This is a genomic window from Mesorhizobium sp. M4B.F.Ca.ET.203.01.1.1 (assembly GCF_004791025.1).
GTDB lineage: Bacteria > Pseudomonadota > Alphaproteobacteria > Rhizobiales > Rhizobiaceae > Mesorhizobium > Mesorhizobium abyssinicae.
In genome coordinates this window covers 285,396-311,038 of record NZ_SRUO01000001.1, presented here as the reverse complement: position 1 = coordinate 311,038, position 25,643 = coordinate 285,396, and the positions used below count along the sequence as shown (strand labels likewise).

Genomic DNA, 25,643 nt, shown 5'->3' with positions numbered 1-25,643 from the left:
TCATGCTAATTTCTTTCGGCATTTTAGGAGATTTCGGATTCTTTTCCTGCTTCCCATGGGGTACGCAAACGGGGTGTTCCAAAGCCAGAAAAACGGTGCTTATATGCGCGCTTCGCGAGCCTGCTAGAGGGGCTTGGCAGAACATCAGGGAGTGCTCAATGAAAAAGAAACTGACTTTTGCAGCCGCGTTGCTGGCTGCAAGCGTCCTCAGTGGCGTGGCCAACGCCAAGACGCTGGTCTATTGCTCGGAAGCATCGCCGGCCAATTTCGACCCGGGTACGACGACGGGCGGTAACGATTTCGACGCTTCTTCGCGCACGGTCTATTCGCGCCTTGTCGAATTCAAGCATGGCGGCACCGAGATCGAGCCCGGCCTCGCCGACAAGTGGGAAATCTCGGACGACGGCCTGGTCTATACTTTCCACCTGCATCCGGGCGTGAAGTTTCAGACCACTGACTATTTCAAGCCGACCCGCGACCTCAACGCCGACGACGTCGTCTTCTCCTTCGATCGCCAGTTCAACAAGGAAAACCCCTGGAACGGCGAGAAGTATCTGCCGAACCTGACCTGGGACTACTACACCGGCATGGACATGCCGAAATACGTCGCCAAGTGGGAAAAGGTCGATGACCTGACCGTCAAGCTGACGCTGACCGAGCCGAACGCGCCGATGCTGGCCAATCTCGGCATGGATTTCGCCTCGATCGTGTCGAAGGAATATGCCGACCAGCTCGCGAAGGACGGCAAGATGGCCGACTTCTCGACCAAGCCGATCGGCACCGGTCCGTTCCAGTTCGTCGACTACCAGCTGGATTCGGTCATCCGCTACGCGGCCAACCCGGATTACTTCAAGGGCAAGGAAAAGATCGACGATCTCGTCTTCGCCATCACGCCCGATGCCACCGCGCGCATCCAGAAGGTGCTGGCCGGCGAATGCGACGTCGCGCCCTATCCGAACCCCGCCGACATCGGCACGATCAAGGCCAACCAGGACGTCACCCTGCTCGACCAGGCCGGCCTTAACATCGGCTACATGAGCTACAACACGACGATCCCGCCGCTGGACAAGCCCGAGGTTCGCCACGCGCTCAACCAGGCGATCGACCGGGAAGCGCTGATCAAGTCGCTGTTCCAGGACGCCGGCGCCACGGCTGCCCAGAACCTGATCCCGCCGACCATGTGGTCGTGGAACAAGGACGTGAAGTTCGATTCCTATGATCCGGAAGCCGCCAAGAAAGTGCTGGCCGACGCCGGGCTGAAGGAAATCCAGCTCTGGGCTTCCGACCGCGTTCGCCCGTACAACCCGAACTTCCAGCGCGCCGCCGAGCTGATCCAGGCCGACTGGGCCAAGGTCGGCGTCAAGGCCGAGATCGTCAACTACGAGTGGACCAAGTACCGCGAGGAAGGCAAGAAGAAGGAACGCCCCGGCGCCTTCCAGATCGGCTGGACCGGTGACAATGGCGATCCGGACAACTTCTTCGCCACCCTTTTCGCCTGCTCGGCGATTGGCGTGTCGAACTACTCCAGCTGGTGCGACAAGGACTTCGAGGACCTGATCCAGAAGGCCAAGAAGACCAGCGACCTGGCCGAGCGCACCAAGCTCTACGAGCAGGCGCAGGTTGTTTTCCAGAAGCAGGCCCCGGCCTTCCTTCTGGCGCACAGCCAGGTCTATGCGGTCGTGCGCAAGAATGTCAGCGGCTTCATGATGGACCCGCTCGGCATCCACCGCTTCGACGGCACCGACAAGGCCGAATAGAACTCTAGAGCGGGCGGCGCCGTTCGGCGCCGCCCCTTTTTTCAAGATGCTCCGATATCTTCTCAACAAAATCGCACTTCTGATCCCGACGCTGGTCGGCATCACCATCTGTGCCTTCGCCTTCGTCAGGCTGCTGCCCGGCGATCCCATCCTCGCCATGGCCGGCGAGCATGGCGTGACGCCCGCGCGCTATGAAGAGCTCAAGGAACAGTTCGGCTACAATCTGCCGATCTGGCAGCAATATGCGCGCTATGTCGGCGAGGTCGCCACCGGCGATTTCGGCGTTTCCATCTCGTCCAAGCGGCCGGTTATCGAGGAGTTCAAGACGCTCTTCCCGGCAACGCTGGAACTGTCGTTCTTCGCCATGATCTTCGCCATGGTGCTCGGCATCCCGGCCGGCATCTTCGCGGCCGTCAAGCGCGGCTCGTGGTTCGACCAGTCGCTGATGGGCACAGCCCTTGTCGGCTATTCGATGCCGATCTTCTGGTGGGGCCTGCTGCTGATCATCTTCTTTTCCGGCTATCTCGGCTGGACGCCGGTCTCCGGCCGCATGGGCCTGCAGTTCTTCTTCAAGCCGATCACCGGTTTCATGACCATCGACAGCATCCTCTACGGCAAATGGGATGCCTTCCGCTCGGCGCTGAGTCACCTCGTGCTGCCGGCGATCGTGCTCGGCACCATCCCGCTGGCGGTGATCGCCCGCCAGACGCGCTCGGCCATGCTCGAGGTGCTGGGCGAGGACTATGTCCGCACTGCGCGCGCCAAGGGCCTGTCGTCGGCGCGGGTTATCGGCGTGCATGCCTTGCGCAACGCGCTGATCCCGGTGGTCACCACCATCGGCCTGCAGGTCGGCACGCTGCTTGCCGGCGCCATCCTCACCGAGACGATCTTCGCCTGGCCGGGCATCGGCAAGTGGATGGTCGATTCCATCTTCAAGCGCGACTACGTCGTCGTGCAGTCAGGCTTACTTTTGATCGCCCTCATCGTCATGGCCGTGAACCTGATCGTCGACGTGCTCTATGCCGTCATCAACCCGCGCATCAGGGCCGCGTGATGAGCCAGTCGACCGAAATCGCCCCGATGGCCAGCGGCAGCCCGGACCGCCTCACCGGCTTCAGGACCTTCTGGCACTATTTCTCGGTGAACCGCGGCGCCGTCATCGGCCTGTTCGTCTTCATCCTCCTGGTTCTGGCGGCGCTCTTCGCGCCACTGCTCGCGCCCTATGCGCCCGACGTCCAGGACAAGACCGCGTTTCTGAGGCCTCCGGCCTGGCAGGCCGGCGGCAGCGCCCAGTATCTGCTCGGCACCGATGCGGTCGGCCGCGATATCCTCTCGCGCCTGCTCTACGGCGCGCGCTTCTCGCTGCTGATCGGCGCGGTGGTGGTGACTTTGGCGCTCACCGGCGGCATCACGCTCGGCCTGCTGGCCGGCTACTTCCGTGGCTGGGTCGACGTCGCGATCATGCGCGTCATGGACTTGATCCTCGCCTTCCCGTCGCTGCTTTTGGCGCTGGTGCTGGTCACCATCCTCGGCCCCGGCCTGTTCAATGCGATGCTGGCGATCTCGCTCGTGCTGCAGCCGCATTTCGCCCGCCTGGTGCGCGCCGCGGTGATGGCCGAGAAAAGCCGTGAGTATGTCGTGGCCGCCAAGGTCGCCGGCGCGGGCCATCTCCGGCTGATGCTCGCCACCATCCTGCCGAACTGCCTGGCGCCGCTGATCGTCCAGGGCACGCTGTCGTTCTCCAACGCCATCCTCGAAGCCGCCGCCCTCGGCTTCCTCGGCCTCGGCGCCCAGCCGCCGACGCCCGAATGGGGCACCATGCTCGCCTCGGCGCGCGAGTTCATCCTGCGCGCCTGGTGGGTGGTGACCTTCCCCGGTCTTGCCATCCTGATCACGGTGCTTGCCATCAACCTGATCGGTGACGGCCTGCGCGACGCGCTCGATCCCAAGCTCAGGAGGTCGTGATGGCGCTGCTCGACATCCAGAATCTCGTCGTCGAATTCCAGACCGCATCGGGTCCGTTCCGCGCCGTCGACGGCGTCTCGCTCCATGTCGACGAGCGCGAGGTGCTGGCGATCGTCGGCGAATCCGGCTCCGGCAAGTCGGTGTCGATGCTGGCGGTGATGGGGCTGCTGCCCTGGACGGCCACCGTCACCGCGGATCGCATGAGTTTCGCCGGCCGTGATCTCCTGAAGCTCAGTCCTGCCGAGCGGCGCAAGATCGTCGGCAAGGACATGTCGATGATCTTCCAGGAGCCGATGGCCAGCCTCAATCCGTGCTTCACCATCGGTTTCCAGATCGAGGAAGTGCTGCGCTTCCATATGGGCATGGACCGGGCGCAGCGCCGGGCGCGCGCCATCGAACTCCTGAAGCAGGTCGGCATTCCCGAGCCGGCGGAGCGGCTGAACTCCTTCCCGCACCAGATGTCGGGCGGCCAGTGCCAGCGCGTCATGATCGCGATTGCCATTGCCTGCAATCCGAAGCTCTTGATCGCCGACGAGCCGACCACGGCGCTCGACGTCACCATCCAGAAGCAGATCCTCGACCTGCTGGTCTCGTTGCAGGCCAAATATGGCATGGGCCTGATCATGATCACCCACAATATGGGCGTGGTGGCCGAGACCGCCGACCGCGTCATTGTCCAGTACAAGGGCCGCAAGATGGAAGAGGCCGACGTGCTGTCGCTGTTCGAGAGCCCGAAGAGCAACTACACGCGCGCGCTGCTCTCGGCGCTGCCGGAGAACGCCGTCGGCGACCGCTTGCCGACCGTCTCCGACATGCTGTTCGAACCGGCGCCCCAGGGGGCAAGTACCGGAGCCGCCTCATGAGCACCAGGGTCGTCGAAGGCAAGAACATCGTGCGCGACTACCATGTCGGTGGCGGCCTGTTCCGCGGCGCGCGCACCGTGCATGCGGTCAAGGGCGTCTCCTTCAGCGTCGACAAGGGCAAGACGCTTGCCATCGTCGGCGAAAGCGGCTGCGGCAAGTCCACGCTCGCCCGTATCATCACGCTGATCGATCCGGCGACATCGGGCGAATTGTTCATCGACGGCAACAAGGTCGACATCGCCAGGGACGGTTTGTCGAAGGAGATGCGCCGCAAGGTGCAGATCGTCTTCCAGAATCCGTATGGCTCCCTCAACCCGCGCCAGAAGATCGGCGACGTGCTCGGCGAGCCGCTGCTGATCAACACCGACAAGCCGGCCGAGGAACGGCGCGACCTCGCCATGAAGATGCTGAAGAAGGTCGGCCTCGGACCCGAGCACTATAACCGCTATCCGCACATGTTCTCCGGCGGCCAGCGCCAGCGCATCGCCATTGCCCGCGCGCTGATGCTCAATCCCAGCCTGCTGGTGCTGGACGAACCGGTCTCGGCGCTCGACCTTTCCGTGCAGGCGCAGGTGCTCAACCTGCTCGCCGACCTGCAGGACGAGTTCCAGCTCACCTATGTCTTCATCAGCCACGACCTGTCGGTGGTGCGCTACATCGCCGACGACGTCATGGTGATGTATTTCGGCGAGGCGGTCGAATACGGCCCGCGCGACGAGGTCTTTGCAGACCCCAAGCACAGCTACACCAAGACCCTGTTCGCCGCGACGCCGCGCGCCGACGTCAGTTCGATCAAGGCAAGGCTGGCCAAGAAGAAGGCGGCGTAAACGTCCCTTCGTCATCCTCGGTCTGCGCCGCGTCGCTTCGCTCCTTGCTCCGCCTATGGATGACGACGCGGAGGTAGCCCCTCCCGATGACCTGCGCAGGCTCGGATCAAAGGTCGTCAGATCACGACAGCTTGGCGATAATCGCGCGCAGCGCCTCGCCGAATTTGTGCACTTCCTCAACCGTGTTGTAGTGCACCAGCGAGGCGCGGATGGCGCCGCTGTCCATCGACAGGTTGAGCCGCTTCATCAGCCGTGGCGCGTACATGTGGCCGTCGCGGATGCCGATCTGCAGCTCGGCCATCTCCTCGACGATCCGCTGCGGCGACAGCTTGCCGATGTTGAAGCAGAAGGTCGGCACCCGCTCATGCAGGCGCGCTTCGTCGGCGACGCCGTAGATGGTGGCGCCGCAGTCTTTGAGCACCTTCAGCATCTCGCGCGCCAGCATCAGCTCGTAATCGCGGATGGCGTTCATGCCGGCAACGATGTTGTCGCGGCGCGAGCGGTTGTTCTCGGCCAGGAAATTGCGGCCGACCGATTCCAGATAACGCACCGCCGCGTCCATGCCGGAGACGTTCTCGTAGATGAAGGTGCCGGCCTCGACCTTGTAGGGCGGCTCGTCGGGGATGAAATCCTCGCGGAAGGTCGGCAGCCGCTTCAGCGTCTCGAAGCGGCCCCAGAGAAAGCCCATATGCGGCGAGAAATTCTTGTAGCCGGAGCAGACGAGGTAGTCGCAGTCCCAGGCCTGCACGTCGATCAGACCGTGCGGGCCGTAATGCACGCAGTCGAGGAACACCTCGGCGCCCGCCGCATGCGCGATCTTCGCCACCGAGGCGACATCGACGATCGAGCCGATCGAATGCGCGGTCACCGTGCAGGCGACGAGGCGGGTGCGCTCCGACAGCAGCGGCTTGAGATCGTCGACATGCAGATTGCCGTCCTCGCGCATGCGCCACCATTTGAACCTGGCGCCGGCCTGCTCCAGCGCCAGCCATGTGGCGATGTTGGCGTCATGGTCCATGTCGGTGACGACGATCTCGTCGCGTTCCGAAAGCATCTGGCCGATGCCGAGGCTGACCAGGCGGATGAACGAGGTGGCGTTCATGCCGAAGCAGATTTCCGACGGACTGTAGGCGTTGATCAAAAGCGCCACGCTGTCGCGCGCCTCGGCGACCGACCGGTCGACGGTGACGCTGCGGCCATAACGGCCGCCGCGCTGCACATTGTGCCCGACCAGATGGTTGGTCACCGCGTCGAGCACGCTTTGCGGGATCTGCGCGCCGGCGGCATTGTCCATGAAGATGAACTCGCCCGCTTGGCTGAGCGCCGGGAACATGGCGCGGATCTTTTCCACCGGGAACGAAGCGGCGGCGTCCTGCGCCTTCGAGATATGGTGTTGGTTCACGGACGTCTCCTTCAGTGTATCGATGTCGTTCAAGGTGGGATCAGTGCGCGCCGGACCGGGCCTTGCCGCGCTCTTCGAGGTAGCCGACCAGCCGCACCAGCGGCCACAGGAAGGCGAGATAGATGATTGCGGCGCCGATCAGCGGCGTCGGATTGGCCATCAGCGCCTGCGCGTCGGTGGCCTGCTTCAGAAGGTCGGGCATCGCCACCACTGAGGCCAGCGCGGTGTCCTTGAACACCGAGACGCAGTTGCTGGTCAGCGGCGGGATGACGACCCGGATCGCCTGCGGCAGGATCACCTTGCGCATGGCGACCCAGAACGGCAGGCCGAGCGCTGCGGCAGCCTCGAACTGGCCCTTGGGAATGTTCTCGATGCCGGCGCGGCAGACTTCCGCCGTGAAGGCGGCAAGCACCAATGACAACGCAAGGGCCGCCGACACGAAGGACGACAGGCGGATGCCGACGAAGGGCAGGGCGTAATAGATCAGGATCAGCACCACCAGGATCGGCAGCGCGCGGAAGATGTCGATGTAGAGGATCGCCAGCCGCCTCAGCGGCTTCGGCGCATAGAGCCGCATCAGGCAGATCGCCAGCCCGGCAATGGTGCCGAAGACGATTGCGGCGCAGCCGAGCAGGATGGTGTTGCCGAGCCCGCGGATGAGGATCGGAAACGATCGGACGAGGATGCCCCAGTTGAAGAAGGTGTCGATCAGCTCCATCGGCGTCACCCGTTAGACGCGGCCCGCCGCGCAGGCGGATCCGAATGGTCGAAGCGAGAGCGCCGGCCGTGACCGGCGCTCTCGTGCGAGTTTGCGACTGCTGGCCCTATTGCGGGATCGGCCCCGGCGTCACCGTGCTGGTGCCGGCTTCCGGATCGACGCCGAACCACTTCTTGTGGATCGCGGCCATCGTGCCGTCCTTCTTCATCGCGGTGATGGCGTCATTGACCTTTTCGAGCAGCGGGTGGCCCTTCTTGGTCATCATGGCGAAGCGCTCGCCGGTCGGAATGCGCACCAGGATCTTCAGCGCCGGCATCTGCTTGATGGCGAACAGGAAGCCGGCGAGCTCGCCGGCGCCGCCGTCGATGCGGCCGTTCTGCACGTCGAGCAGCAGGTCCTGCTGGGCGTTGTAGCTCTTGGTTTCGGCGACGCCGAGCTTGCCGGCGTTCTCCTTCATATAGGCCTCGCCGGTCGAGCCGGCGATGACGCCTATGGTCTTGCCTTTCAAGTCGTCGAGCGACTTGATGGTCGAGTCCGCCTTGCCGACGATGGTGCCGTCGCTGTCGTAATAGGCCTGGGTGAAGCCCTGGTTCTGCAGGCGCTCCTTGGTGATCGAGATCGACGACACGGCAAAGTCGATGCGGCCGGAAGCGGTCGCCGCGAACAGCGCCTGGAAGCCGAGATCCTGGAACTCGACCTCGGCGCCGATGCGCTTGGCGACGTCGTTGGCGACATCGACCTCAAAACCCTCGAAGCCGCCGGAATCGGTCTTGTATTCCCATGGCGGGTTGGCCGGGTAGGCGCCGACCATGATCTTGTCGGCGAAGGCGGGCGCGGCGAAGGCGACGCTGGCAGCGATGACCACGCCAATCAGTCCTAGACGTTTGAACATGTTGCTTCCCTCTGGTTCGGCCACTTCGCGTGGCGCATTTCCTCTTCCGCCCCTTTCGGCGTCCAGCTCCCGGACGCCGCAGGCGAGGCGGCGCCTGAAATCAGGATGCGAGGCGCTGGCGCGAGCCGATCAGCTCCCGCAGCCGCGCGATCAGCGCATCGACCGCCGCGCTCGTCGTGACCATGCCGGGCGACAGCCTGAGCGTCGTGCCGCGCGCGTCGCAGTAAAGTTGCTCGTCGCGCAGCTTCGCAACGAGCTTCGCCGTCTCGACCCCTTGCGGCAGGCCGATCATCACGCTGCCGCCGCGTTTCTCCGCATCGAGCGGCGAGCGGATCGTCCAGCCATTGCTCATCGCGGCGTCGATGATGCGCCCGACATGCGCCGCGTTCTGCGCGCGGATGGCGTCGATGCCGGTTCCCTCCAGCCATTGCAGGCCGGGCAGCGAGGCGACGCTGGCCAGGATCGCCGGCGTGCCGTGGTCGAAGCGGCGCGCGTCGCTTGCGTAACTGAAAGCGTCGAGATCCCAGGAGAATGGATTCGGCTGGCTGAACCAGCCGCGCAGCTCCGGCCGGCATGTCGAAAGAAGGTCGGGCGCGACTTGCAAAATGCCGGCGCCGGAGGCGCCGCACAGCCATTTGAGCGAGGTCGAGACGACGAAATCGACCGGCGTCGCGGCAACGGAAAATGGCACGACGCCGACCCCTTGCGTGATGTCGACGCCGACGATGCTGCCCATCGCCCGGCCATGCGCCGCGAGCTTCGCCACGTCGCAGCGGTGCGAGGCCGTCGAGGTCACGAAGGTGATGAGCGCCAGCCCGACATCCTCTTGCCAGCGGGCGACGAAATCCTCGTCGCGCACCCAGCTTTCGCCAGGCCTGAGCGGCACGGTGTCGAGCGTGAAATTGAAACGTTGGGCCAAGCCTGCCAGCAGGAAATGCAGGCTCGGAAAACAGTCGGCGGCAACCAGCAGGCGCTTTCCCGCCAGACGCTCGGAGGGCAAGGCGCCGATCAGGCTGTAGAGCGCGGCGGTGACATTCTCGGCCGTGGTGAGCGTGCCGTGTGGTGCTTCGATCAGCCGGATCCAGGCATCGATGAAGCGCTGCCGCGCGGCGAGCGCCGCCGGCCACTGGCCATCGTCTTCCGCCGACCAGATGCCGGAGAAGTCCGCCAGCGCGGCAGCCATCCGCTCGGCTTTGCCGGGGAAAGTGCCGATCGAGTGGTAGAGAAAATAGCCGGACATCTTCTGTCTCGCTCCCTTGTGATCATGTGATCACAAAACGGAGCGAGGATCAATCCTTTAAGGCTAAAGAAAAACGGAAAGGTGCCAAAAAGCAGCCGATTGCTTTGGTCCAGCGCGGCCGCGACAGGACCTTCTCGGTCTTTGGGTCAGCCCAAGCTGAGGAAGATCAGGAAGCTTTGCCGAAACCGGTGAAGTCGACCGTCTTGGGCTCTGGCACATCGGGGCAGATGGCGCGCAGCGTCATCTGGGTCGCCGTGATGTCGGCCACCACCTCGTCGCGGGCGCGGGCAAAGTCCTTGTCCTTCAGCGCGGCGATGATCGCGATATGCCGGCCGGACGGTTCCATGGTTCCGGCGCGCATCAGCGGCGCCACGTGGTTGGACAACAGCCGCATATAGGGGCCGAAGCGCAGCCACAGCGTTTCGATCAATTGAAACAGCACGTCCGAGCCTGAGGCGCGGTAAATGATGAAATGGAACTGCTGGTTCTTGGCGATCAGCTCGAAGATGCTGCCGTCGCGGCCGATCGCCTGCTGGTCATCGGTGATACGCTGCAGGCTGGCGATCTCGACCGCCGTCAGGCGCGGCGCGCCGAGCTCGGCCGCCAGCCCTTCGACCGCCAGGCGGGCACGGCAGAGGTCGTCGAGCCGCGCCCGCGTGACGACGGGCACGCAGGCCGAGCCGTTCTGCGAGATCTCCAGCGCGTTCTCCGCCGCCAGCCGCCGCAAGGCCTCGCGCACCGGCATGTTCGAGGTGCCGAACGCCTCGGCCAGCGCGGCGATTGTCAGCACCTGTCCCGGATCGAAGCTGCCGACCATCAAGGCATGGCGGAGCTGTTGGTAGACGCCATCCTGGACGGTGATGCGTCCCGATACGGGTTCGAAGCCCAGAGCCACGGTTTTGCTTTCCTCAGATGCCGGCAGAAGCTATGTGCGATGCCGAGTGCGCCCGCCGAAGCAAGCGTGATCATCTGATCACAGTTTGTGTTTAGAGCCAAGCGGCTGTTCGAATAGTCAAGGCGATGATCTCTGATCGAATCGGGCCTATGCCTTCAAACGACAGCGCTGCCCCTCATCCGCCTGCCGGCACCTTCTCCCCGTATAATGACGGGAAGAAGGGAGCGGTCGCAAGCTAGGCGCCCATCCCGCAACGTTGGTCAGTGGCGAAACCGCCGGCGACAGCACCCCTCTCCCCGTCACTATACGGGGAGAGGCGAGTTTTCGGCGCGCCTGTCGACTTGGCGCAATTCACTCCGGTATGACCGCCGTCGCCTGGATCTCCACCTTGGCGCGGTCCTCGACCAGCGCCATCACCTGCATGGCGGCCATGGCCGGGAAGTGTCGGCCGATGACCGCGCGGTAGGCCTCGCCGATCCCCTTGAGGTTGGCGAGATACTCGGCCTTGTCGGTGAAATACCAGGTCATCGAAGTGATGTGATGCGGCTCGCCGCCCGCTTCCGCCAGCACCGCGACGATGTTGGCCAGCGTCTGGCGCACCTGGCCAGCGAAATCGTCGGTCTCGAAACGGCACTCGGCGTTCCAGCCGACCTGGCCGCCGACGAACACCAGCCGGCCGCGCGCGGCGACGCCGTTGGCGTATCCGATGGGCTTTGCCCAGCCTTCCGGCTGCAGGATGGTGTGCATGACTAGACTCCCCCTAATTCAAATGCGGTTTGCAGGGCATGGACCAATTTCACGCCGCTCCCATCACTTGCCGCGCGATCACCACCTTCTGCACGTCGGATGCGCCTTCATAGATGCGCAGCGCACGGATCTCGCGATAGAGGCTTTCGACGATGTGATCCTTGCGTACCCCGTCGCCGCCATGCAGCTGCACGGCCGTGTCGATCACTTCCTGCGCGCGGTCGGTGGCGAACAGCTTCGCCATCGCCGCCTCGCGGGTGACGCGGGGGGCGCCCATGTCCTTGGTCCAGGCGGCGCGGTAGACGAGAAGCGCCGCGGCGTCGACGTCCAGCGCCATGTCGGCGATGTGGCCCTGCACCATCTGCAGGTCCGCCATCGGCGCGCCGAACAGTTCGCGCTCTGCGGCGCGACTGACGCTCTCGTCCAGGGCACGACGGGCAAAACCGAGTGCCGCGGCACCCACGGTCGAGCGGAACACGTCGAGCACCGACATGGCGATGCGAAAGCCGTCACCGGGCTTGCCGATCAGCGCGGAAGCGGGGACGCGGGCGTTGTCGAATGACAGCCGCGCCAGCGGGTGCGGAGCGATCGTCTCCAGCCGTTCGGCAATGCTCAGGCCTTCGGTCTCGGCCGGCACGATGAAGGCCGAAATCCCCTTGGCGCCAGGCGCCTCGCCGGTGCGGGCGAAGACGATGTAGAGATCGGCGATGCCGCCATTGGAGATCCAGGTCTTCTCGCCGGTCAGCAGATAATCGTCGCCGTCGCGCGTGGCCGTCATTTCCATGTTGGCGACGTCCGATCCGGAGCGCGGCTCCGACAGCGCGAAGGCCGAGATCGCCTTGCCGGCCCGCGTCTGGTCCAGCCAATGCTGTTGGTCCGGCGTGCCGAACAGGCTGAGCGCGCCGGTGCCGAGCCCCTGCATGGCAAAGGAAAAGTCGGCCAACCCGTCGTGGCGGGCCAGCGTCTCGCGCGTGATGCAGAGCGTGCGCACGTCGAGCGGTCCGGGATTGTCCGTGTCGAGCGCCGTCGGCTTCAGCCAACCGTCACGGCCGAGCTTGGCCACCAGCTCCCGGCAGGCGGCGTCGACATCGTGATGGTCGACCGGCAGGTTCTTCGCGCACCAGGCGTCGAGCTGGTCGGCGAGCTGGCGATGGCGCTCCTCGAAGAAGGGCCAGTTGAGGAAGGAACGGTCAGGCATAGCGAAAGCCTCCTGCGTCGCGTTCCTTCACACCCCCCTCTGTCCTGCCGGACACCTCCCCCGCAAGGGGGGAGATCAGCTGAAAGCTATGCTTTCGCCAATCACCGGCATTGCAGGATGGGCGGCGGCGTGGAGGCAGCCAATCTCCCCCCTTGCGGGGGAGATGGCTGGCAGGCCAGAGGGGGGTGCCTGGGCGAAAACCATTCATCGCTAATTCCCCTCGAACACCGGCTTTTCCTTCGCCACGAACGCCTTGTACGCCCGCTCGAAATCGCCGGTCTGCATGCAGATCGCCTGCGCCTGCGCTTCCGCCTCGATCGCCTGGTCGAGCCCCATCGACCATTCCTGGTTGAGCTGCGTCTTGGTGATGCCGTGCGCGAAGGTCGGGCCGGAGACGATGCGTGCCGCTAGGTCGAGTGCGTCGGCCTCGAGCGCGGTCGGCTCCACCAGCCGGTTGTAAAAACCCCAGCGCTCGCCTTCGGCCGCGCTCATGGTGCGGCCGGTGTAGAGCAGCTCCGCGGCGCGGCCATGGCCGATGATGCGCGGCAGGATCGCGCAGGCGCCCATGTCGCAGCCGGCAAGACCGACGCGGGTGAACAGGAAGGCGGTCTTGGCTTCCGGCGTGGCGATGCGGATGTCGGAGGCCATGGCGATGATGGCGCCGGCGCCGACCGCCACGCCGTCGACAGCGGAAATGATCGGCTTGCCGCAGTTGAGCATCGCCTTGACGAAGTCACCGGTCATGCGGGTGAAGGCGAGCAGCGCCTTCATGTCCATCTTGACCAGTGGACCGATGATGTCGTGGACATCGCCGCCCGAGCAGAAATTACCGCCATTGGGCAGGAACACCACGGCGTCGACATCGTCGGCATAGACGAGATCTCGAAACGTGTCGCGCAATTCGGCATAGCTGTCGAAGGTCAGCGGGTTCTTGCGCTCGGGGCGGTCGAGCCGGACCCTGGCGACCTTGCCTTCGACATCCCAGAGAAAATGCTTGGGCTTGAGATTGGCCATGGCGCTCATTCGCGTCCCTCCCAATTGCTGCGGAACGAAGTCAGCATGCCGGTCAGCCGGCGCGCCTCTTCCTCACTGACGTTGCCGAGCAGTTCGCCGACCCAATTCTCATGCGCGGTGGCGATCTCCGCGAATGCCTTCGAGCCGTCCTCGGTCAGCCGCACCATCGAGGTGCGGCGGTCGCCGTTGCGGCGCGCCCGCGTCACCAGCCCTTCCGACACCAGCCGGTCGACGATGCCGGTGACATTGCCGTTCGACACCAGCAGGAAGCGCGACAGGTCGCTCATCAGCATGCCTTCGGGCGACCGGTAGAGCGCCGCCATCACGTCGAAGCGCGGCAGCGTGGTGTTGAATTCCGTCTTCAGCCGTTCGCGCAGTTCGGCCTCGATCGTGCGCGAGGCGCGCAGCAGCCTGATCCACAGGCGCAGCCTGTCCTTGCCGGGACCGGAGTGCGTGGGCAGCGGACCGGCTACCATGTCTCGCCTCCCGAAACCGAGATCGCCTGTCCGGTGATCGAGCGGGCGGCGTCGCCGCACAGCCACAACACCGCTTCGGCGACCTCTTCAGGCTGGATGAAGCGCCCTTGCGGGTTCGTCGCCGCAAGGCTTGCGCGTGCTTCATCGGCAGCCCGGCCGGTCTTGTCGACGATGCGCTGGATGGACTGCTCCAGCATCTCCGTGTCGACGAAGCCCGGGCAGACGGCATTGACGGTGACGCCGGACTTGGCGGTTTCGGCCGCGAGCGCCCGCATCAGGCCGACGACGCCGTGCTTGGCCGCGACGTAAGGGGCCACGTAGGCGTAGCCCTTCAGCCCGGCAGTCGAAGCGACGAAGACGATGCGTCCCGACTTGCGCGCCAGCATGCCGGCCAGCGCCGGCTTCACCGTCAGGAAGGCGCCGGTGAGGTTGACGTCGAGCGTGCGCTGCCAGTCAGCGAGCGAGGTCTTGTGCGCCGGCGCGCTGCCGGCCATGCCGGCATTGGCGACGACGATGTCCACCGGCCCGCGTGCGGCCTCCGCCTTTTGGTAGGCGTCCGTCATCTCGGCTTCGTTCGTGACATCGGCAGCGAGGCCAAAGATGCGATCATTCTCCTTCGCGACTTCGGCAAGCGCCGCCTCGCGCCGCCCGCAAATGGTGACGTTGGCGCCCGCTTCCGCCAGCGCCAGTGCGATGGCTCTGCCGACGCCTGAGCCGCCGCCAGTGACCAGCGCGTGCCTGCCGGCGATTGCTTGAGCCGCGCTCATACTTTCAGCCCCGCGGCCGCCTCTCGCTCGGCCAGCCGGTAGAGCTGGTCGCGGCCAGGCAAATAGGGATCCGGCCATTTGACGCCGCGGTCGCCGAGCGCCACCGCCGCATGCAGCGTCCAGTAGGGATCGGTGAGATGCGGCCGGGCCAGCGCCACCAGATCGGCACGGCCCGCCATCAGGATCGAATTGGCATGGTCCGGCTCGTAGATGTTGCCGACCGCCATCGTCGCCATGCCGACCTCGTTGCGGATGCGGTCGGAGAACGGTGTCTGGAACATGCGGCCGTAGACGGGTTTTGCCGCGATCGAGGTCTGCCCGGCCGACACGTCGCAAAGGTCGACGCCGGCCTCATGCAGCAGTTTTGCGATCTCGACCGCGTCGGATGGGGTGACACCCTCGATGCCGACCCAGTCATTGGCCGAGATGCGCATCGAGATCGGCTTTTCCGCCGGCCACACGGCGCGCACCGCGCGGAAGACTTCCAGCGGATAGCGCATGCGGTTCTCCAGCGAACCGCCATAGTTGTCGGTGCGCCGGTTGGTCAGCGGCGTGATGAAGGAGGAGAGCAGGTAGCCATGCGCGGCATGGATTTCCAGCATGTCGAAGCCGCAGCGGGCTGCCATCTCGGCAGAGCCGACGAACTCACCGCGCACCCTGTCCATGTCGGCGCGATCCATCGCCTTCGGCACCTGGTTCTCGGGTGACCACGCCACGGCCGACGGCGCCATCACCGGCCAGTTGCCTGAGGGCAGCGGCACGTCCGTTCCCTGCCAGCCGACGCGGGTCGAGCCCTTGGCGCCGGAATGGCCGATCTGGGCGCAGATTTTTGCCTCGGTCTCGATGTGGACGAAGTCGACCAGCCGCTTCCAGGCCGCCTCATGTTCGGGCGCGTAAAAGCCTGGGCAGCCGGGCGTGATGCGCCCTTCGGGGCTGACGCAGGTCATCTCGATGTATAGCAGCCCGGCGCCACCCTTGGCGCGCTCGGCGTAGTGCGAAAAATGCCAGTCGGTCGGGCAGCCGTCGACGGCCTTGTACTGCGCCATCGGCGACACGACGATGCGGTTGTTGAGCGCCATGTCGCGTAGCTTGAATGGCGCGAACATCGGCGCCCGGCGCTGCCTGTTGCCGCCGGCGCCCGCCTGGCGCTGGAACCATTCTTCGGCGCCACCCAGCCACTCGGCGTCGCGCAACCTAAGATTCTCGTGGCTTATGCGTTGCGAGCGGGTGAGCAGCGAATAGTTGAACTGCACCGGATCGAGGCCGAGATAGCGCTCGACCTCCTCGAACCATTCCAGCGAGTTGCGCGCCGCCGACTGCAGTTTGAGCACCTCGGTGCGCCGCGCGTCTTCGTACTTGCGGAATGCCGCCTCGAGGTCGGGCTCGGACTCGACATAGTCGGCCAGCGCTACGGCGCTTTCCAGCGCGAGCTTGGTACCGGAGCCGATCGAGAAATGCGCCGATGCCGCCGCATCGCCCATCAGCGCCAGGTTCTTGTAGGACCAGCGCTCGCACAGCACGCGCGGGAAGTTGATCCAGGCCGAGCCTCTGATGTGGTTGGCGTTGGTCATCAGCGCATGGCCGCCGAGATGCTTGGCGAAGATGCGTTCGCAGACCGCGATCGATTCCTGCTGCGACATCGCGCCGAAGCCGAAGCGATCCCAAGTCTGCTCGCTGCATTCGACGATGAAGGTCGCGGTCTCGCTGTCGAACTGGTAGGCGTGTGCCCACACCCAGCCATGCTCCGTCTTCTCGAAGATGAAGGTGAAGGCGTCGTCGAACTTCTGGTTCGTGCCCAGCCACACGAATTTGCATTTGCGGGTGTCGATATCGGGCTTGAAGATTTCGGCGAAGGCGCCGCGCGCTTTCGAGTTCAGCCCGTCCGCCGCCACCACCAGATCGTGCGTTTCCATGAACGGCCTGGGGTCGGCGATATCGGTTTCGAACTGCAGCTTGATGCCGAGCTCGTGTGCCCGCCGCTGCAAGAGGATCAGGAGCCGCTTGCGGCCGATGCCGCAGAAGCCGTGGCCGGAGGAGACGGTGCGCACGCCGTCATGGATGACGGCGATATCGTCCCAATAGGCGAAATGCTTCTTGATCCAGACCGCGCTGACCGGATCGTTGCGGCTGAGGTTATCGAGCGTCTCGGCCGACAGCACCACGCCCCAGCCGAACGTGTCGTCGGCGCGGTTGCGCTCGAACACCGTCACCTCATGGCCGGCGTCGCGCAGCTTCATCGAGATGGCAAAGTAGAGCCCGGCCGGCCCGCCGCCGAGAACCGCAACCTTCATGCCTGCGATCTCCTCTTCGCTTCCGGGGCCGCTACGGCGGTCCCGGTTCCTAGTATCGCGCCGAAGCGAAATTATTTCAAGCTTGAAGTTTCATGATTGAATAATTGCCTGCGCGCCCTGCGGATCGGTCACTTGGCCGGATCCTTCGGGCTCCACAGCACCGTCTCGGCGCCTTTCTCGTAGGCCATGCCGTCGGGATAGCTGATCGCTTCGAGCTGCAGCCCCCAGGGCGCCTGGAAATAGAGGATGGTCTGGCCGGCGGCCGGCCCTTCCTTGACCGGCAGCGGCCCCATGCGCGTCTTGACGCCCTTGCCGTCGAGGTAGGCCTTCGCGGCGGCGACGTCGTCGACATAGAGGGCGATGTGGAAGCCGCCGATGTCGCTGTTCTTCGGCGTCAGGTCCTTCTGGTCGGGCGCGGTGTATTTGAACAGCTCGATGTTCGATCCGTAGCCGCAGCGGATCTGCGTGATCTCCTCGATCACCGCCTTCGGGTCGACACCGAGCAGATCCTGCATGAACGTGCCCTTGTCGTCGGCGAACGGGCCGAACGCCATCGCCTTCTTGCAGCCGACGACATTGGTGAAGAAATCGACGGCCTGCTTCATGTCGGGCACGGTGATGCCTGTGTGGTCGTGGCCGCGCATGCCGGGGATCGAATCTGCCGCGGCCGCTCCCATTGAGCCGAGCAGGATTGCGGCAAGCAGCGCGCCGCGCTTTGCGAAGTTCATGTCACCCTCCATTCGCGGGCTGACCTGAAGACGCACATCCGAGGCCCGCTGTTCGGCGTGCGGAGAGGTCTATGCCGAAGCCTTTTCGGGCGGTCGCAGCCAGTCCGGATCGATCTCGGGCAGCGGGATGGCGGCGAGCAGATCGCGGGTGTAGGCCTGCTTCGGATTTTCGAACAGCGCATCGGTGGCGCTGGCCTCGACGATCCTGCCCTCGCGCATGACGATGACCTGCTGGCAGAGCCGCCTTATCACCGACAGATCGTGGCTGATGAAGGCTACCGTCAGCCCCATTTCGGCCGCCAGTTTTTCCAGCAGAGTCAGGATCTGCGCCTGCGTCGACACGTCGAGGCCGGAGACGATCTCGTCGGCCAGCACGAATTTCGGCGACAGCGCCAGCGCTCGCGCGATGCCGACGCGCTGGCGCTGGCCGCCCGAGAGCTGGTGGCGGTAACGGCTGGCGAAATTCTGCGGCAGGCCGACCCGCTGCAGCGCTTCCGCCACGCGTTCCTTCAGCCTGTCGCCGAGGCCGTTCTGCCTCAGCGGCGCGGCGATGATGTTGAAGATCGTATGGCGCGGGTTGAGCGACGACATCGGGTCCTGGAAGATCATCTGCAGGTCGCGACGCAGCGGCCTCAGTTCGGCTTCCGACAGATTGCTGATGTCGCGGCCTTCGAAGCTGATCGAGCCGGCGCTCGGCTCCAGCAGCCGCACCAGGGTACGGCCGAGCGTCGACTTGCCCGACCCGGACTCGCCGACAATGCCAGTCACCGATCCCTTCGGCAGGTCGAAATCCAGCCCTTTCAGGATTTCGGCCAGTGGCGCGCGGCCGATCAGCGGCTTGCGCGTCATGTCGGGCAGCGCCACCTTCAACCCGCGCACGGAAAACAGCGGCTCAGCCATGGCCTGGCCTCCAGGACTGGTCGGCGGCAGCGATCTCCGCTGCCAGCCCGGCGAGCACCGTTTCGTCCACCGGCTTCAGCGATGCGTAGGGGTCCGTGTAGCGCGGCGTCGCCGCGATCAGCGCCCGTGTGTACGGATGCCGGGGTGCTGCGAAGAGCTCGGCGGTGTCGGCTTCCTCGACCACCTTGCCGGCATAGAGCACCGACACTTTCTGGCTGATCTTGGCGACGACGCCGAGGTCGTGGGTGACGAACAGGATCGCCGTGCCGTGGTCGCGCTGCAGCTGCGCGATCAGCCGCAGGATCTGCTTCTGCACCGTCACGTCGAGCGCCGTCGTCGGCTCGTCGGCGACAATCAGCCTCGGCTCGGCGGCGAAGGCTGCCGCGATAAGCACGCGCTGGCGCATGCCGCCGGACAGTTCGTGCGGATAGCTTTTCAGCACGCGCTCGGGGTCGCGTATCTGCACCTCGTCGAGCAACTGGCGGATGCGGCTGTCGGCTCGCTCGCCGCTCCAGCCGAGGATGCGGACCAGCCTGTCGGTCATCTGCGGGCCGATGCGGCGCGACGGGTTGAGCGCGGTCAGCGGATCCTGCGGGATCAGCGCCGTGCGGGCGCCGATCAAATTGCGCCGCGCCTTGGGCTGCAGGGCGCCGAGATCCTCGCCTTCCAGCAGCATGTCGCCGTCGACGACGCGCACGCTGGTCGGCAGCACGCCGAGCACCGCCTTGCCGATCATCGTCTTGCCGGCGCCGCTTTCGCCGACCAGCGCGCGCACCTCGCCCGGCTGGACGGACAGCGACACCGAGCGCAGCACGCGCTGGCCGTTGGGCAGCACGGCGCTGAGCGAGCGGATGTCGAGACAGGCCGCGCTCATCGCAGCACCGGATCGAAACGCGCCTTCAGCGCTTCGCCGAACTGGCTGAAGGACAGCACGGTGAGGATCAGCGTGATCAGCGGAAACACCAGCACCCACCAGGCCTGGTGGATCGACAGCCGGCCTTCGGCGATGATGCCGCCCCAGGTCGGATCGTCGGTCGAGATCGACAGGTTGACGAAGGACAGGATCGCCTCGACGATGACGGCGATGCCCATCTCCAGCGACAGCAGCGCGACGATCGACGGCAGCACGTTGGGCAACACCTCGCGCAGCATGATGCCGATACGGCCATAGCCGGCGATGCGCGCGCTTTCGACATAGTCCATGCGCGCCTGGCCCATCGCCTCGGCGCGGATGACCCGGCAGAAGCGCGTCCAGTCGATGACGGCGATGGCGATGATGACGGAGCTGAGGCCGGTGCCCAGCACCGCCACCAGAAGGATGGCGAACAGCACCGGCGGGAAGGCCATCCAGATGTCGACGATGCGCGAGATGATGCGATCGGCCCAGCCGCCAAAATAGCCGGCAATCAGCCCCAGTGCCGAGCCGACCACGCAAGCGGCCGAAGCGGCGGCGAAGGCGACGATGAAGGCGATGCGGCCGCCGAAGATCAATCGTGAGAGCAGATCGCGGCCGAGGCTGTCGGTGCCCAGCCAATAGCCGGGCTCGGCGCCGTCCAGCCAGAAGGGCGGCAGGCGCTCCAGCATCAAGTCCTGCGCCAACGGGTCCTGCGGCGCGATCAGCGGCGCAAGGACTGCCGCCAGCAGCGCGAGCAGCAGCCAGCCGCCGGCCAGCCAAAGCCTCGGGCTCGATCCGCTTCGGGAGATGCGGGCGTCATCCATGGCGCAGCCTCGGATTAAGCAGCGCGTACATCATGTCGACGGCGAGATTGATCAGCACGAAGAGCAGCGCAAAGACCAGCACGATGCCCTGGATCAGCGGCAGGTCGCGGTTGATGACGGCGTCGATCGCCATGTTGCCGAGGCCCTCGTAGGAGAACAGCCGCTCGACGATGACGGTGCCGCCGATCAGGAAGGTGAACTGCACGCCGACCAGCGTCAACGTCGGCAGCGCCGCGTTCTTCAGCGCTTCGCGCAGGATGACCTGCGTCTCCGAAAAGCCCTTCACGCGCGCCAGCACGACATAGTCGAGGTCGAGTACTTCCTTCAGCGACTGTTTCAGCAATTGCGCGATGATCGCGGCCAGCGGCAGCGCCAGCGCCACGGCCGGCATCAGCATGTGCTTGAGCAGGTCCCAGGTGAGATCGAAGCGAAGCCGAAGCAAGCTCTCGACGAGATAGAACTGGGTGACGAAGGGCAGGTCGAGTTGCGGCGACACCCGGCCGGAAATGTCGAAGACCGGGACAAGCACGCCGAACAGCAGGATCAGCACCAGCCCCCACAGGAAATCGGGGATGGAGAGCGCCGTGCCGCTGGCGATGTCGATGCCGGCCTCGAACGCCGTGCCGCGCTCGCGCGCCCCAAGGATCGCCGCCGTGCCGCCGATGGCCACCGCCATCAGAAGCGCCACGGTCGCAAGCTCCAGCGTCGCCGGCAGCCGGTCGAAGACCAGCCCCAGCACATCCTGCCGCAGCGATATCGAGGTGCCGAAATCGCCGCGCAGGACGCCGCCGAGCCAGATGAAGAACTGCTGCACGATGGTCTTGTCGAGCCCGTAGAGCGCCCGCAGCCGCGCGATATCGTCATCGCTGGCGCCGGGCGGCAGCATCATCGCGATCGGATCACCGGGCGCCACCCGGATGACGACGAAGACGACCACAGCCACGCCGAACAGCGTGACCAGCATCGTCAGCAGACGAACGAGGAATCTTTGCAGCAGCATCAGCCTGTATGCCCGGATGAAAAAATGCGCGCCGTCTTCGCGACGGCGCGCGGCAATCCAAGGCCGATGATCAGGCCGGGGTCATCAGCGCCGGCAGCAAGGCACCCGACACGTGCTGCACCACATTGACACCCTTGGCGTGCACGATCGGCTGCGCATACTGGATCAGCGGCAGCACATAGGCCTGCTCGGCGATGTACTTGTCGACCGCCTTCCAGCCGGCGATGCGCTTGGCCTCGTCCTTCTCGCCCCACAGCGGGTTGATCATGTCGATCAGGTCCTTGCTGTCCCAGACCGAATGCGGGCTCGGGCCGTACATGGCAAAGCCGGTCGACGTCGTCGGATCGCCGATCGCGTTGCCCCAGTTGTAGAAGGCCGCCGGCGCCAGCTTGTCGGCGGCGCGCAGCTCATAGTGCTTGGCGATCTCGTAGACCTCGATCGTCGCCTCGATGCCGACCTTGCGCCACATGCCGACGATGGCCTGGATCATCTCATAATCCTTGGGCTTGAAGCCCTTGGTCGTCTGGATCGTGAACTTGACCGGCTTCTCCGGCGAAAAGCCGGAAGCGGCGAGCAGTTCTTTCGCCTTTTCCGGATTGTGCTCGACCTTGATCGAGGCATCGAAGGCCGTGTATTCCGGCGTCTCCAGCGTGGCGATCGGCTGGCCGTGGCCGCGCAGCAGCCGCTTGACAAGCAGCTCCTTGTCCACCGCCATCACCGCCGCCTGGCGGACGTTCTTGTCCAGCATCGCCTCGATGTCGTTGAAGAAGATCATGCCGATGTCGGAGACGTTCTTGATCGAGCCCGCGAGCCCGTCCTTGGTGATCAGCCGGTCATATTCCTCATAGGGGATCTCGAGCGTCACCTGCGAGGAACCGGACTCGATCTCGGCAACGCGGCTCGCCGCGTCGGTGACGAACTTGATCGTCACGTTCTCGAAGGCCGGCTTGGCGCCCCAGTAGTTCGGATTGGCCTTGAGCCGCAGGAAGGCGTTGCGCTCGAACTTGTCGACCATGTACGGGCCGGTGCCGATCGGCGCCTTCTCGAACCCTTCGGCGCCGACCTTCTCGTAATAGGCCTTCGGCATGATGTAGCCGGTCAGGAACGACATCCATTTGAAATAGACCGGGTCGAACTGCACGACGTCGCCGGTGATCTTGTTGCCGTCGATCTTGAAGTTGTTGACGTTCTTCCAGACGAACTGGATCGGGTTGCCGGTCTTCTCGTCGCCGGCCCGCTGCAGCGACCAGACCACGTCCTCAGGCGTGAACGGCGAGCCGTCATGCCACTTCACGCCCTCGCGCACTGTCATCGTCACCTTGGTGCGGTCCTCGTTCCAGCCCCATTCGGTGAGCAGGCCGGGCGTGAAGGAAAGGTCGGGCTTCTGCGGGATGAACTGGTCGAACACCGACTGGTAGAGACCCTGGATCGTCGGGTTGACGGCCGAAGGCCCGGTCGTCGGGTCCCAGGACGGCAAATTGACGTTGTAGGCGATGGTCAGTTCTCCCGCCGCCTTGGCTGCCTTCGGCAGGCCGAGCGCGGTCGCGCCGATCGCCGCCGCGCCGTATCCGAGCAAGTCACGTCTGTTGATGGTCATGGTCGTTCCCCTGTGGTTGTGTTTCTTCGCGCGGCATTCTCATTCGATCGTTGGGTTCAGGCTCCTTGGGCAACCGCGCCTTGCCCCCTGCATCCCGGAAAGATCGTCGCTCCTACCTCCCGCCTAGCTGTTCAGCGAGCATGAAGCCCGAGGCGGCACCGGTGCCGGCGCCGGGCCATGTCGCGGCGCCGGTGAGGTAGAGGTTTGAGACCGGCGTGTTCCAGCCGGCGTAGCCACGGGCCGGGCGGAAGAGAAAATTCTGCGCCAGATGATGGCTGCCGCAGACCTGGTCGCCGCCGACGAGGTTCGGATTCTCGCGCTCGAGATCGAGCGGCGAGAAGACGGCGCGGCCGAGGATTTTTTGGCGCAGGCCCGGCGCGTAACTCTCGATGATCTCGAGCACGCGCTCGGCATAGGCGTCCTTGATCGCGTCCCACGGACCAGGCTCGATCCTGCCGGCCGCGTCGCCGAGGATTCCGGCCGGCAGCATGCGCACCTGCACCCACAGCACATGCTTGCCTGCTGGCGCGCGGGACGGATCGACGGCCGTCGGCTGACCGACGACCAGCACCGGCTGGTCCGGCAGCATGCCCGCTGTCGCCTGCTGGTAGGTGCGCGACATGGCGTCGAGTGAGGGCGAAAGATGCACATAGGCGAACTGACGCAGCTCGGCCCCGGCGCTCCAGTCGGGCAGGTCGTCCAGCGCCAGGTGGATCATCATCGTGCCTGGCGCGTAACGGAATTTCTTCATCGCCGCGTCGAAGCCGGCATCGCCCGAACCGTCGGGCAGAAGCTTGCCCGGCAGCGCCTTCGGCGCGACGCCGGCAATCACTGCCTTGCTGGCGACGTGGAAATCCCCGGACGCGAGCCGCACGCCTGTCGCCCGGCCGCCGGCGACCGTGATCTCGGCGACCTCGGCGCCGGTTGCGATCTTGCCGCCAGCCGCCGTCACCATGCCGGCAAGCGCGCGGATCATGGTGTCGGCGCCGCCCCTGCCCAGCACCATGCCGAAACTCTGGTTGGCCATCGATTCCAGATAGGGGAACACGGCGCCGCCGGCGATGTCGGGCGCGAAGTCGAGATGCATGCCCCAGGCGGCGAGCGTCGCGCGCACATGCGGCGTCTCGAAGTTTTCTTCCAGCCACGCGCGCGGCGAGGAGAGCAGCAGCCGGCCGGTGTCGAGCGCGCCGGCGATGCCCTTCTTGCGCCAGAGCTTCCAGGCCGTGCCGGCCAGCGCGCGGGCGCTCATCGGCGAGCCCAAAACCCGGAACAGATGCTCGGCTTCGCCCGGAAAGGCGGCGACAAGACGCCGCCATGTATCGGCGTCCGCTGCGGAGAAGGCGGCCAGCCGCGCGGCGGTCTTCTCCAGGTCGTTGCTGACGCCGAACCATTTGCCGTCCGGGAAGGCGCTGGCGAAACAGTCCGCCACCGGAGCGAATTCCAGCCCGTGGTTTTTCAATTCATTTGCATATTTCCGGTGGAAGGCCGAGCCCGCGAACAGGCTCAGATTCATCGCGCCGAAATCGTGGCGGAAGCCGGGTAAGGTGAATTCGCGGGTCTGCACCGCGCCGCCGATTGCTGCACTGCGTTCAAAAACGGCCGTTTTCCAGCCTTTGCGCGCCAGATGCGCGGCGCATGCCAAACTGTTGTGGCCCGCCCCGACAAAGATGGCGTCGAACTCGCTCACGCCTCGCCCCAAAATGCTTTATGCTTAAAGATAATTGCAGATGCATATGTTTTCGTCTAGTAGGATATTAAGGGCCGCAACGAGCCTCGATCTTCATCGACAAAGAGGGAACTGAGACCATGGACACGCAAAAACTCCTAGGCGAGGTCGCCGGCCAGCTGCTTTCGGGCGCCATCCGCGTGGTCGACCTGTCGGCGCCGCTCGGGCCGAACACGCCGCTGATCAAGCTGCCGCCGGAGCTCGCCGTCGACACGCCGAAGGTCGAGATCCACGCCATCTCCAAATATGACAAGAACGGGCCGTGGTGGGCCTGGAACTGGCTGAAGCTCGGCGAGCATTCGGGCACGCATTTCGATGCGCCGCAGCACTGGATCACCGGCAAGGACTATCCGGACGGCGCCACCGACACCATTCCGGCGCAGAATTTCGTCGGCCCGGTCAACGTCATCGACTGCTCGAAGGAATCGGCCGCCGACCACGATTTCCTTCTCACCGTCGACCACATCAAGGCCTGGGAAGCCAAGCATGGCGCCATCAATCCCGGCGAGTGGGTGGTGATGCGCACCGACTGGTACAAGCGCAACGGCTCGGAGGCCGAGTTCCTCAACGCCAACGAGACCGGCCCGCACACGCCCGGCCCGACGGCGGAAGCCATCCAGTTCCTGATAAGCAAGGACATCAAGGGCTGGGGCTCGGAGACCATCGGCACCGATGCCGGCAAGGCCGGCGGCATGGAGCCGCCGTTCCCGGCGCACACGCTGATGCACAAGGCCAACCGCTATGGTCTGGCCAGCCTCTGCAACCTCGACCAGCTGCCGCCGAAAGGCGCGATCCTGATCGCCGCGCCGCTCAAGATCGAGCACGGCACCGGCAGCCCGATCCGCGCCCTGGCGCTGGTGCCGGGCAAATAGGGCGAGGTGGCGGTCTTCGGGAGAAGATCATGCTCGCAGGCAATGTCGT

At 65.2% G+C, this 25,643-nt stretch carries 24 protein-coding genes; 6 read left to right on the top strand and 18 right to left on the bottom strand.

Features of this window, described 5'->3' with window-relative positions; genetic code table 11:
- Positions 1-158: 158 nt before the first annotated feature.
- From EN846_RS01460 to EN846_RS01440, 5 genes are read left to right on the top strand one after another with little or no spacing between them, the layout of a single operon-like run.
- Positions 159-1,757 carry an ABC transporter substrate-binding protein gene (locus EN846_RS01460; protein ID WP_127282839.1) on the top strand — a complete coding sequence of 533 codons (1,599 nt, stop codon included), beginning with the start codon at positions 159-161 and terminating at the stop codon, positions 1,755-1,757.
- Between the two features lie 46 nt (positions 1,758-1,803).
- Complete coding sequence (locus tag EN846_RS01455; RefSeq protein WP_126056743.1) at positions 1,804-2,811, top strand: ABC transporter permease subunit; 1,008 nt, start codon at positions 1,804-1,806, stop codon at positions 2,809-2,811.
- Between the two features lie 26 nt (positions 2,812-2,837).
- Positions 2,838-3,722: an ABC transporter permease subunit gene (locus EN846_RS01450; RefSeq protein ID WP_245478370.1), complete on the top strand. Its 885-nt coding sequence runs from the start codon at positions 2,838-2,840 to the stop codon at positions 3,720-3,722.
- A complete protein-coding gene (locus EN846_RS01445) occupies positions 3,722-4,585 on the top strand; it encodes an ABC transporter ATP-binding protein (protein ID WP_127282837.1) in 864 nt (287 codons plus the stop codon). The genes EN846_RS01450 and EN846_RS01445 overlap by 1 nt, the downstream gene beginning before the upstream one ends.
- Positions 4,582-5,412 (top strand): dipeptide ABC transporter ATP-binding protein, encoded by an 831-nt coding sequence (locus tag EN846_RS01440; protein ID WP_126056740.1) that lies wholly within the window; start codon positions 4,582-4,584, stop codon positions 5,410-5,412. Before EN846_RS01445 ends, EN846_RS01440 begins: the two co-directional genes overlap by 4 nt.
- 121 nt (positions 5,413-5,533) lie before the next feature.
- On the opposite strand, the gene EN846_RS01435 is transcribed toward EN846_RS01440, so the two are convergent.
- The 18 genes from EN846_RS01435 to EN846_RS01345 form a co-directional block, all read right to left on the bottom strand.
- A complete protein-coding gene (locus EN846_RS01435; protein ID WP_127391682.1) occupies positions 5,534-6,814 on the bottom strand; it encodes a cysteine desulfurase-like protein in 1,281 nt (426 codons plus the stop codon).
- Positions 6,815-6,854: 40 nt separating this feature from the next.
- The gene (locus tag EN846_RS01430; protein ID WP_127282835.1) at positions 6,855-7,532 is read right to left on the bottom strand and encodes an amino acid ABC transporter permease; all 678 of its coding nucleotides are present in this window, start codon (positions 7,530-7,532) and stop codon (positions 6,855-6,857) included.
- A 106-nt stretch (positions 7,533-7,638) separates the two neighbouring features.
- Positions 7,639-8,424, bottom strand: coding sequence for an ABC transporter substrate-binding protein (locus EN846_RS01425; protein WP_127391683.1), 786 nt, complete (start codon positions 8,422-8,424; stop codon positions 7,639-7,641).
- 100 nt (positions 8,425-8,524) lie between these two features.
- Complete coding sequence (locus tag EN846_RS01420; protein WP_127391684.1) at positions 8,525-9,664, bottom strand: aminotransferase class V-fold PLP-dependent enzyme; 1,140 nt, start codon at positions 9,662-9,664, stop codon at positions 8,525-8,527.
- A gap of 166 nt (positions 9,665-9,830) precedes the next feature.
- Positions 9,831-10,559 (bottom strand): GntR family transcriptional regulator, encoded by a 729-nt coding sequence (locus EN846_RS01415; protein ID WP_127391685.1) that lies wholly within the window; start codon positions 10,557-10,559, stop codon positions 9,831-9,833.
- A gap of 351 nt (positions 10,560-10,910) precedes the next feature.
- Positions 10,911-11,306, bottom strand: a complete 396-nt coding sequence (locus EN846_RS01410) for a RidA family protein (protein ID WP_127285415.1) — start codon at positions 11,304-11,306, stop codon at positions 10,911-10,913.
- A gap of 49 nt (positions 11,307-11,355) precedes the next feature.
- Complete coding sequence (locus tag EN846_RS01405) at positions 11,356-12,504, bottom strand: acyl-CoA dehydrogenase family protein (RefSeq protein ID WP_127391686.1); 1,149 nt, start codon at positions 12,502-12,504, stop codon at positions 11,356-11,358.
- Between the two features lie 210 nt (positions 12,505-12,714).
- A complete protein-coding gene (locus EN846_RS01395) occupies positions 12,715-13,527 on the bottom strand; it encodes an enoyl-CoA hydratase family protein (RefSeq protein ID WP_127391687.1) in 813 nt (270 codons plus the stop codon).
- Entirely contained in the window at positions 13,524-13,994 is a 471-nt protein-coding gene (locus tag EN846_RS01390) for a MarR family transcriptional regulator (RefSeq protein ID WP_127391688.1), read from the bottom strand. Before EN846_RS01390 ends, EN846_RS01395 begins: the two co-directional genes overlap by 4 nt.
- Complete coding sequence (locus EN846_RS01385; protein WP_127391689.1) at positions 13,988-14,761, bottom strand: SDR family NAD(P)-dependent oxidoreductase; 774 nt, start codon at positions 14,759-14,761, stop codon at positions 13,988-13,990. The genes EN846_RS01390 and EN846_RS01385 overlap by 7 nt, the downstream gene beginning before the upstream one ends.
- A complete protein-coding gene (locus tag EN846_RS01380; RefSeq protein ID WP_127391690.1) occupies positions 14,758-17,052 on the bottom strand; it encodes a bifunctional salicylyl-CoA 5-hydroxylase/oxidoreductase in 2,295 nt (764 codons plus the stop codon). Before EN846_RS01380 ends, EN846_RS01385 begins: the two co-directional genes overlap by 4 nt.
- A 128-nt stretch (positions 17,053-17,180) precedes the next feature.
- Positions 17,181-17,780, bottom strand: coding sequence for a VOC family protein (locus EN846_RS01375; protein ID WP_127285421.1), 600 nt, complete (start codon positions 17,778-17,780; stop codon positions 17,181-17,183).
- 69 nt (positions 17,781-17,849) lie between these two features.
- A complete protein-coding gene (locus tag EN846_RS01370) occupies positions 17,850-18,680 on the bottom strand; it encodes an ATP-binding cassette domain-containing protein (protein WP_127391691.1) in 831 nt (276 codons plus the stop codon).
- Positions 18,673-19,554: an ABC transporter ATP-binding protein gene (locus tag EN846_RS01365; RefSeq protein WP_127391692.1), complete on the bottom strand. Its 882-nt coding sequence runs from the start codon at positions 19,552-19,554 to the stop codon at positions 18,673-18,675. The genes EN846_RS01370 and EN846_RS01365 overlap by 8 nt, the downstream gene beginning before the upstream one ends.
- Positions 19,551-20,399, bottom strand: a complete 849-nt coding sequence (locus EN846_RS01360) for an ABC transporter permease (RefSeq protein ID WP_127391693.1) — start codon at positions 20,397-20,399, stop codon at positions 19,551-19,553. Before EN846_RS01360 ends, EN846_RS01365 begins: the two co-directional genes overlap by 4 nt.
- Complete coding sequence (locus EN846_RS01355; RefSeq protein ID WP_128346162.1) at positions 20,392-21,399, bottom strand: ABC transporter permease; 1,008 nt, start codon at positions 21,397-21,399, stop codon at positions 20,392-20,394. The genes EN846_RS01360 and EN846_RS01355 overlap by 8 nt, the downstream gene beginning before the upstream one ends.
- Positions 21,400-21,469: 70 nt before the next feature.
- A complete protein-coding gene (locus EN846_RS01350) occupies positions 21,470-22,996 on the bottom strand; it encodes an ABC transporter substrate-binding protein (RefSeq protein ID WP_127391280.1) in 1,527 nt (508 codons plus the stop codon).
- A gap of 112 nt (positions 22,997-23,108) precedes the next feature.
- Positions 23,109-24,683, bottom strand: a complete 1,575-nt coding sequence (locus EN846_RS01345; protein WP_127391281.1) for an NAD(P)/FAD-dependent oxidoreductase — start codon at positions 24,681-24,683, stop codon at positions 23,109-23,111.
- A 119-nt stretch (positions 24,684-24,802) separates the two neighbouring features.
- On the opposite strand from EN846_RS01345, the gene EN846_RS01340 reads away from it, so the two are divergent.
- On the top strand, positions 24,803-25,594 hold the full coding sequence (locus tag EN846_RS01340) for a cyclase family protein (RefSeq protein ID WP_127310356.1): 792 nt from the start codon (positions 24,803-24,805) through the stop codon (positions 25,592-25,594).
- Positions 25,595-25,643: the final 49 nt, after the last annotated feature.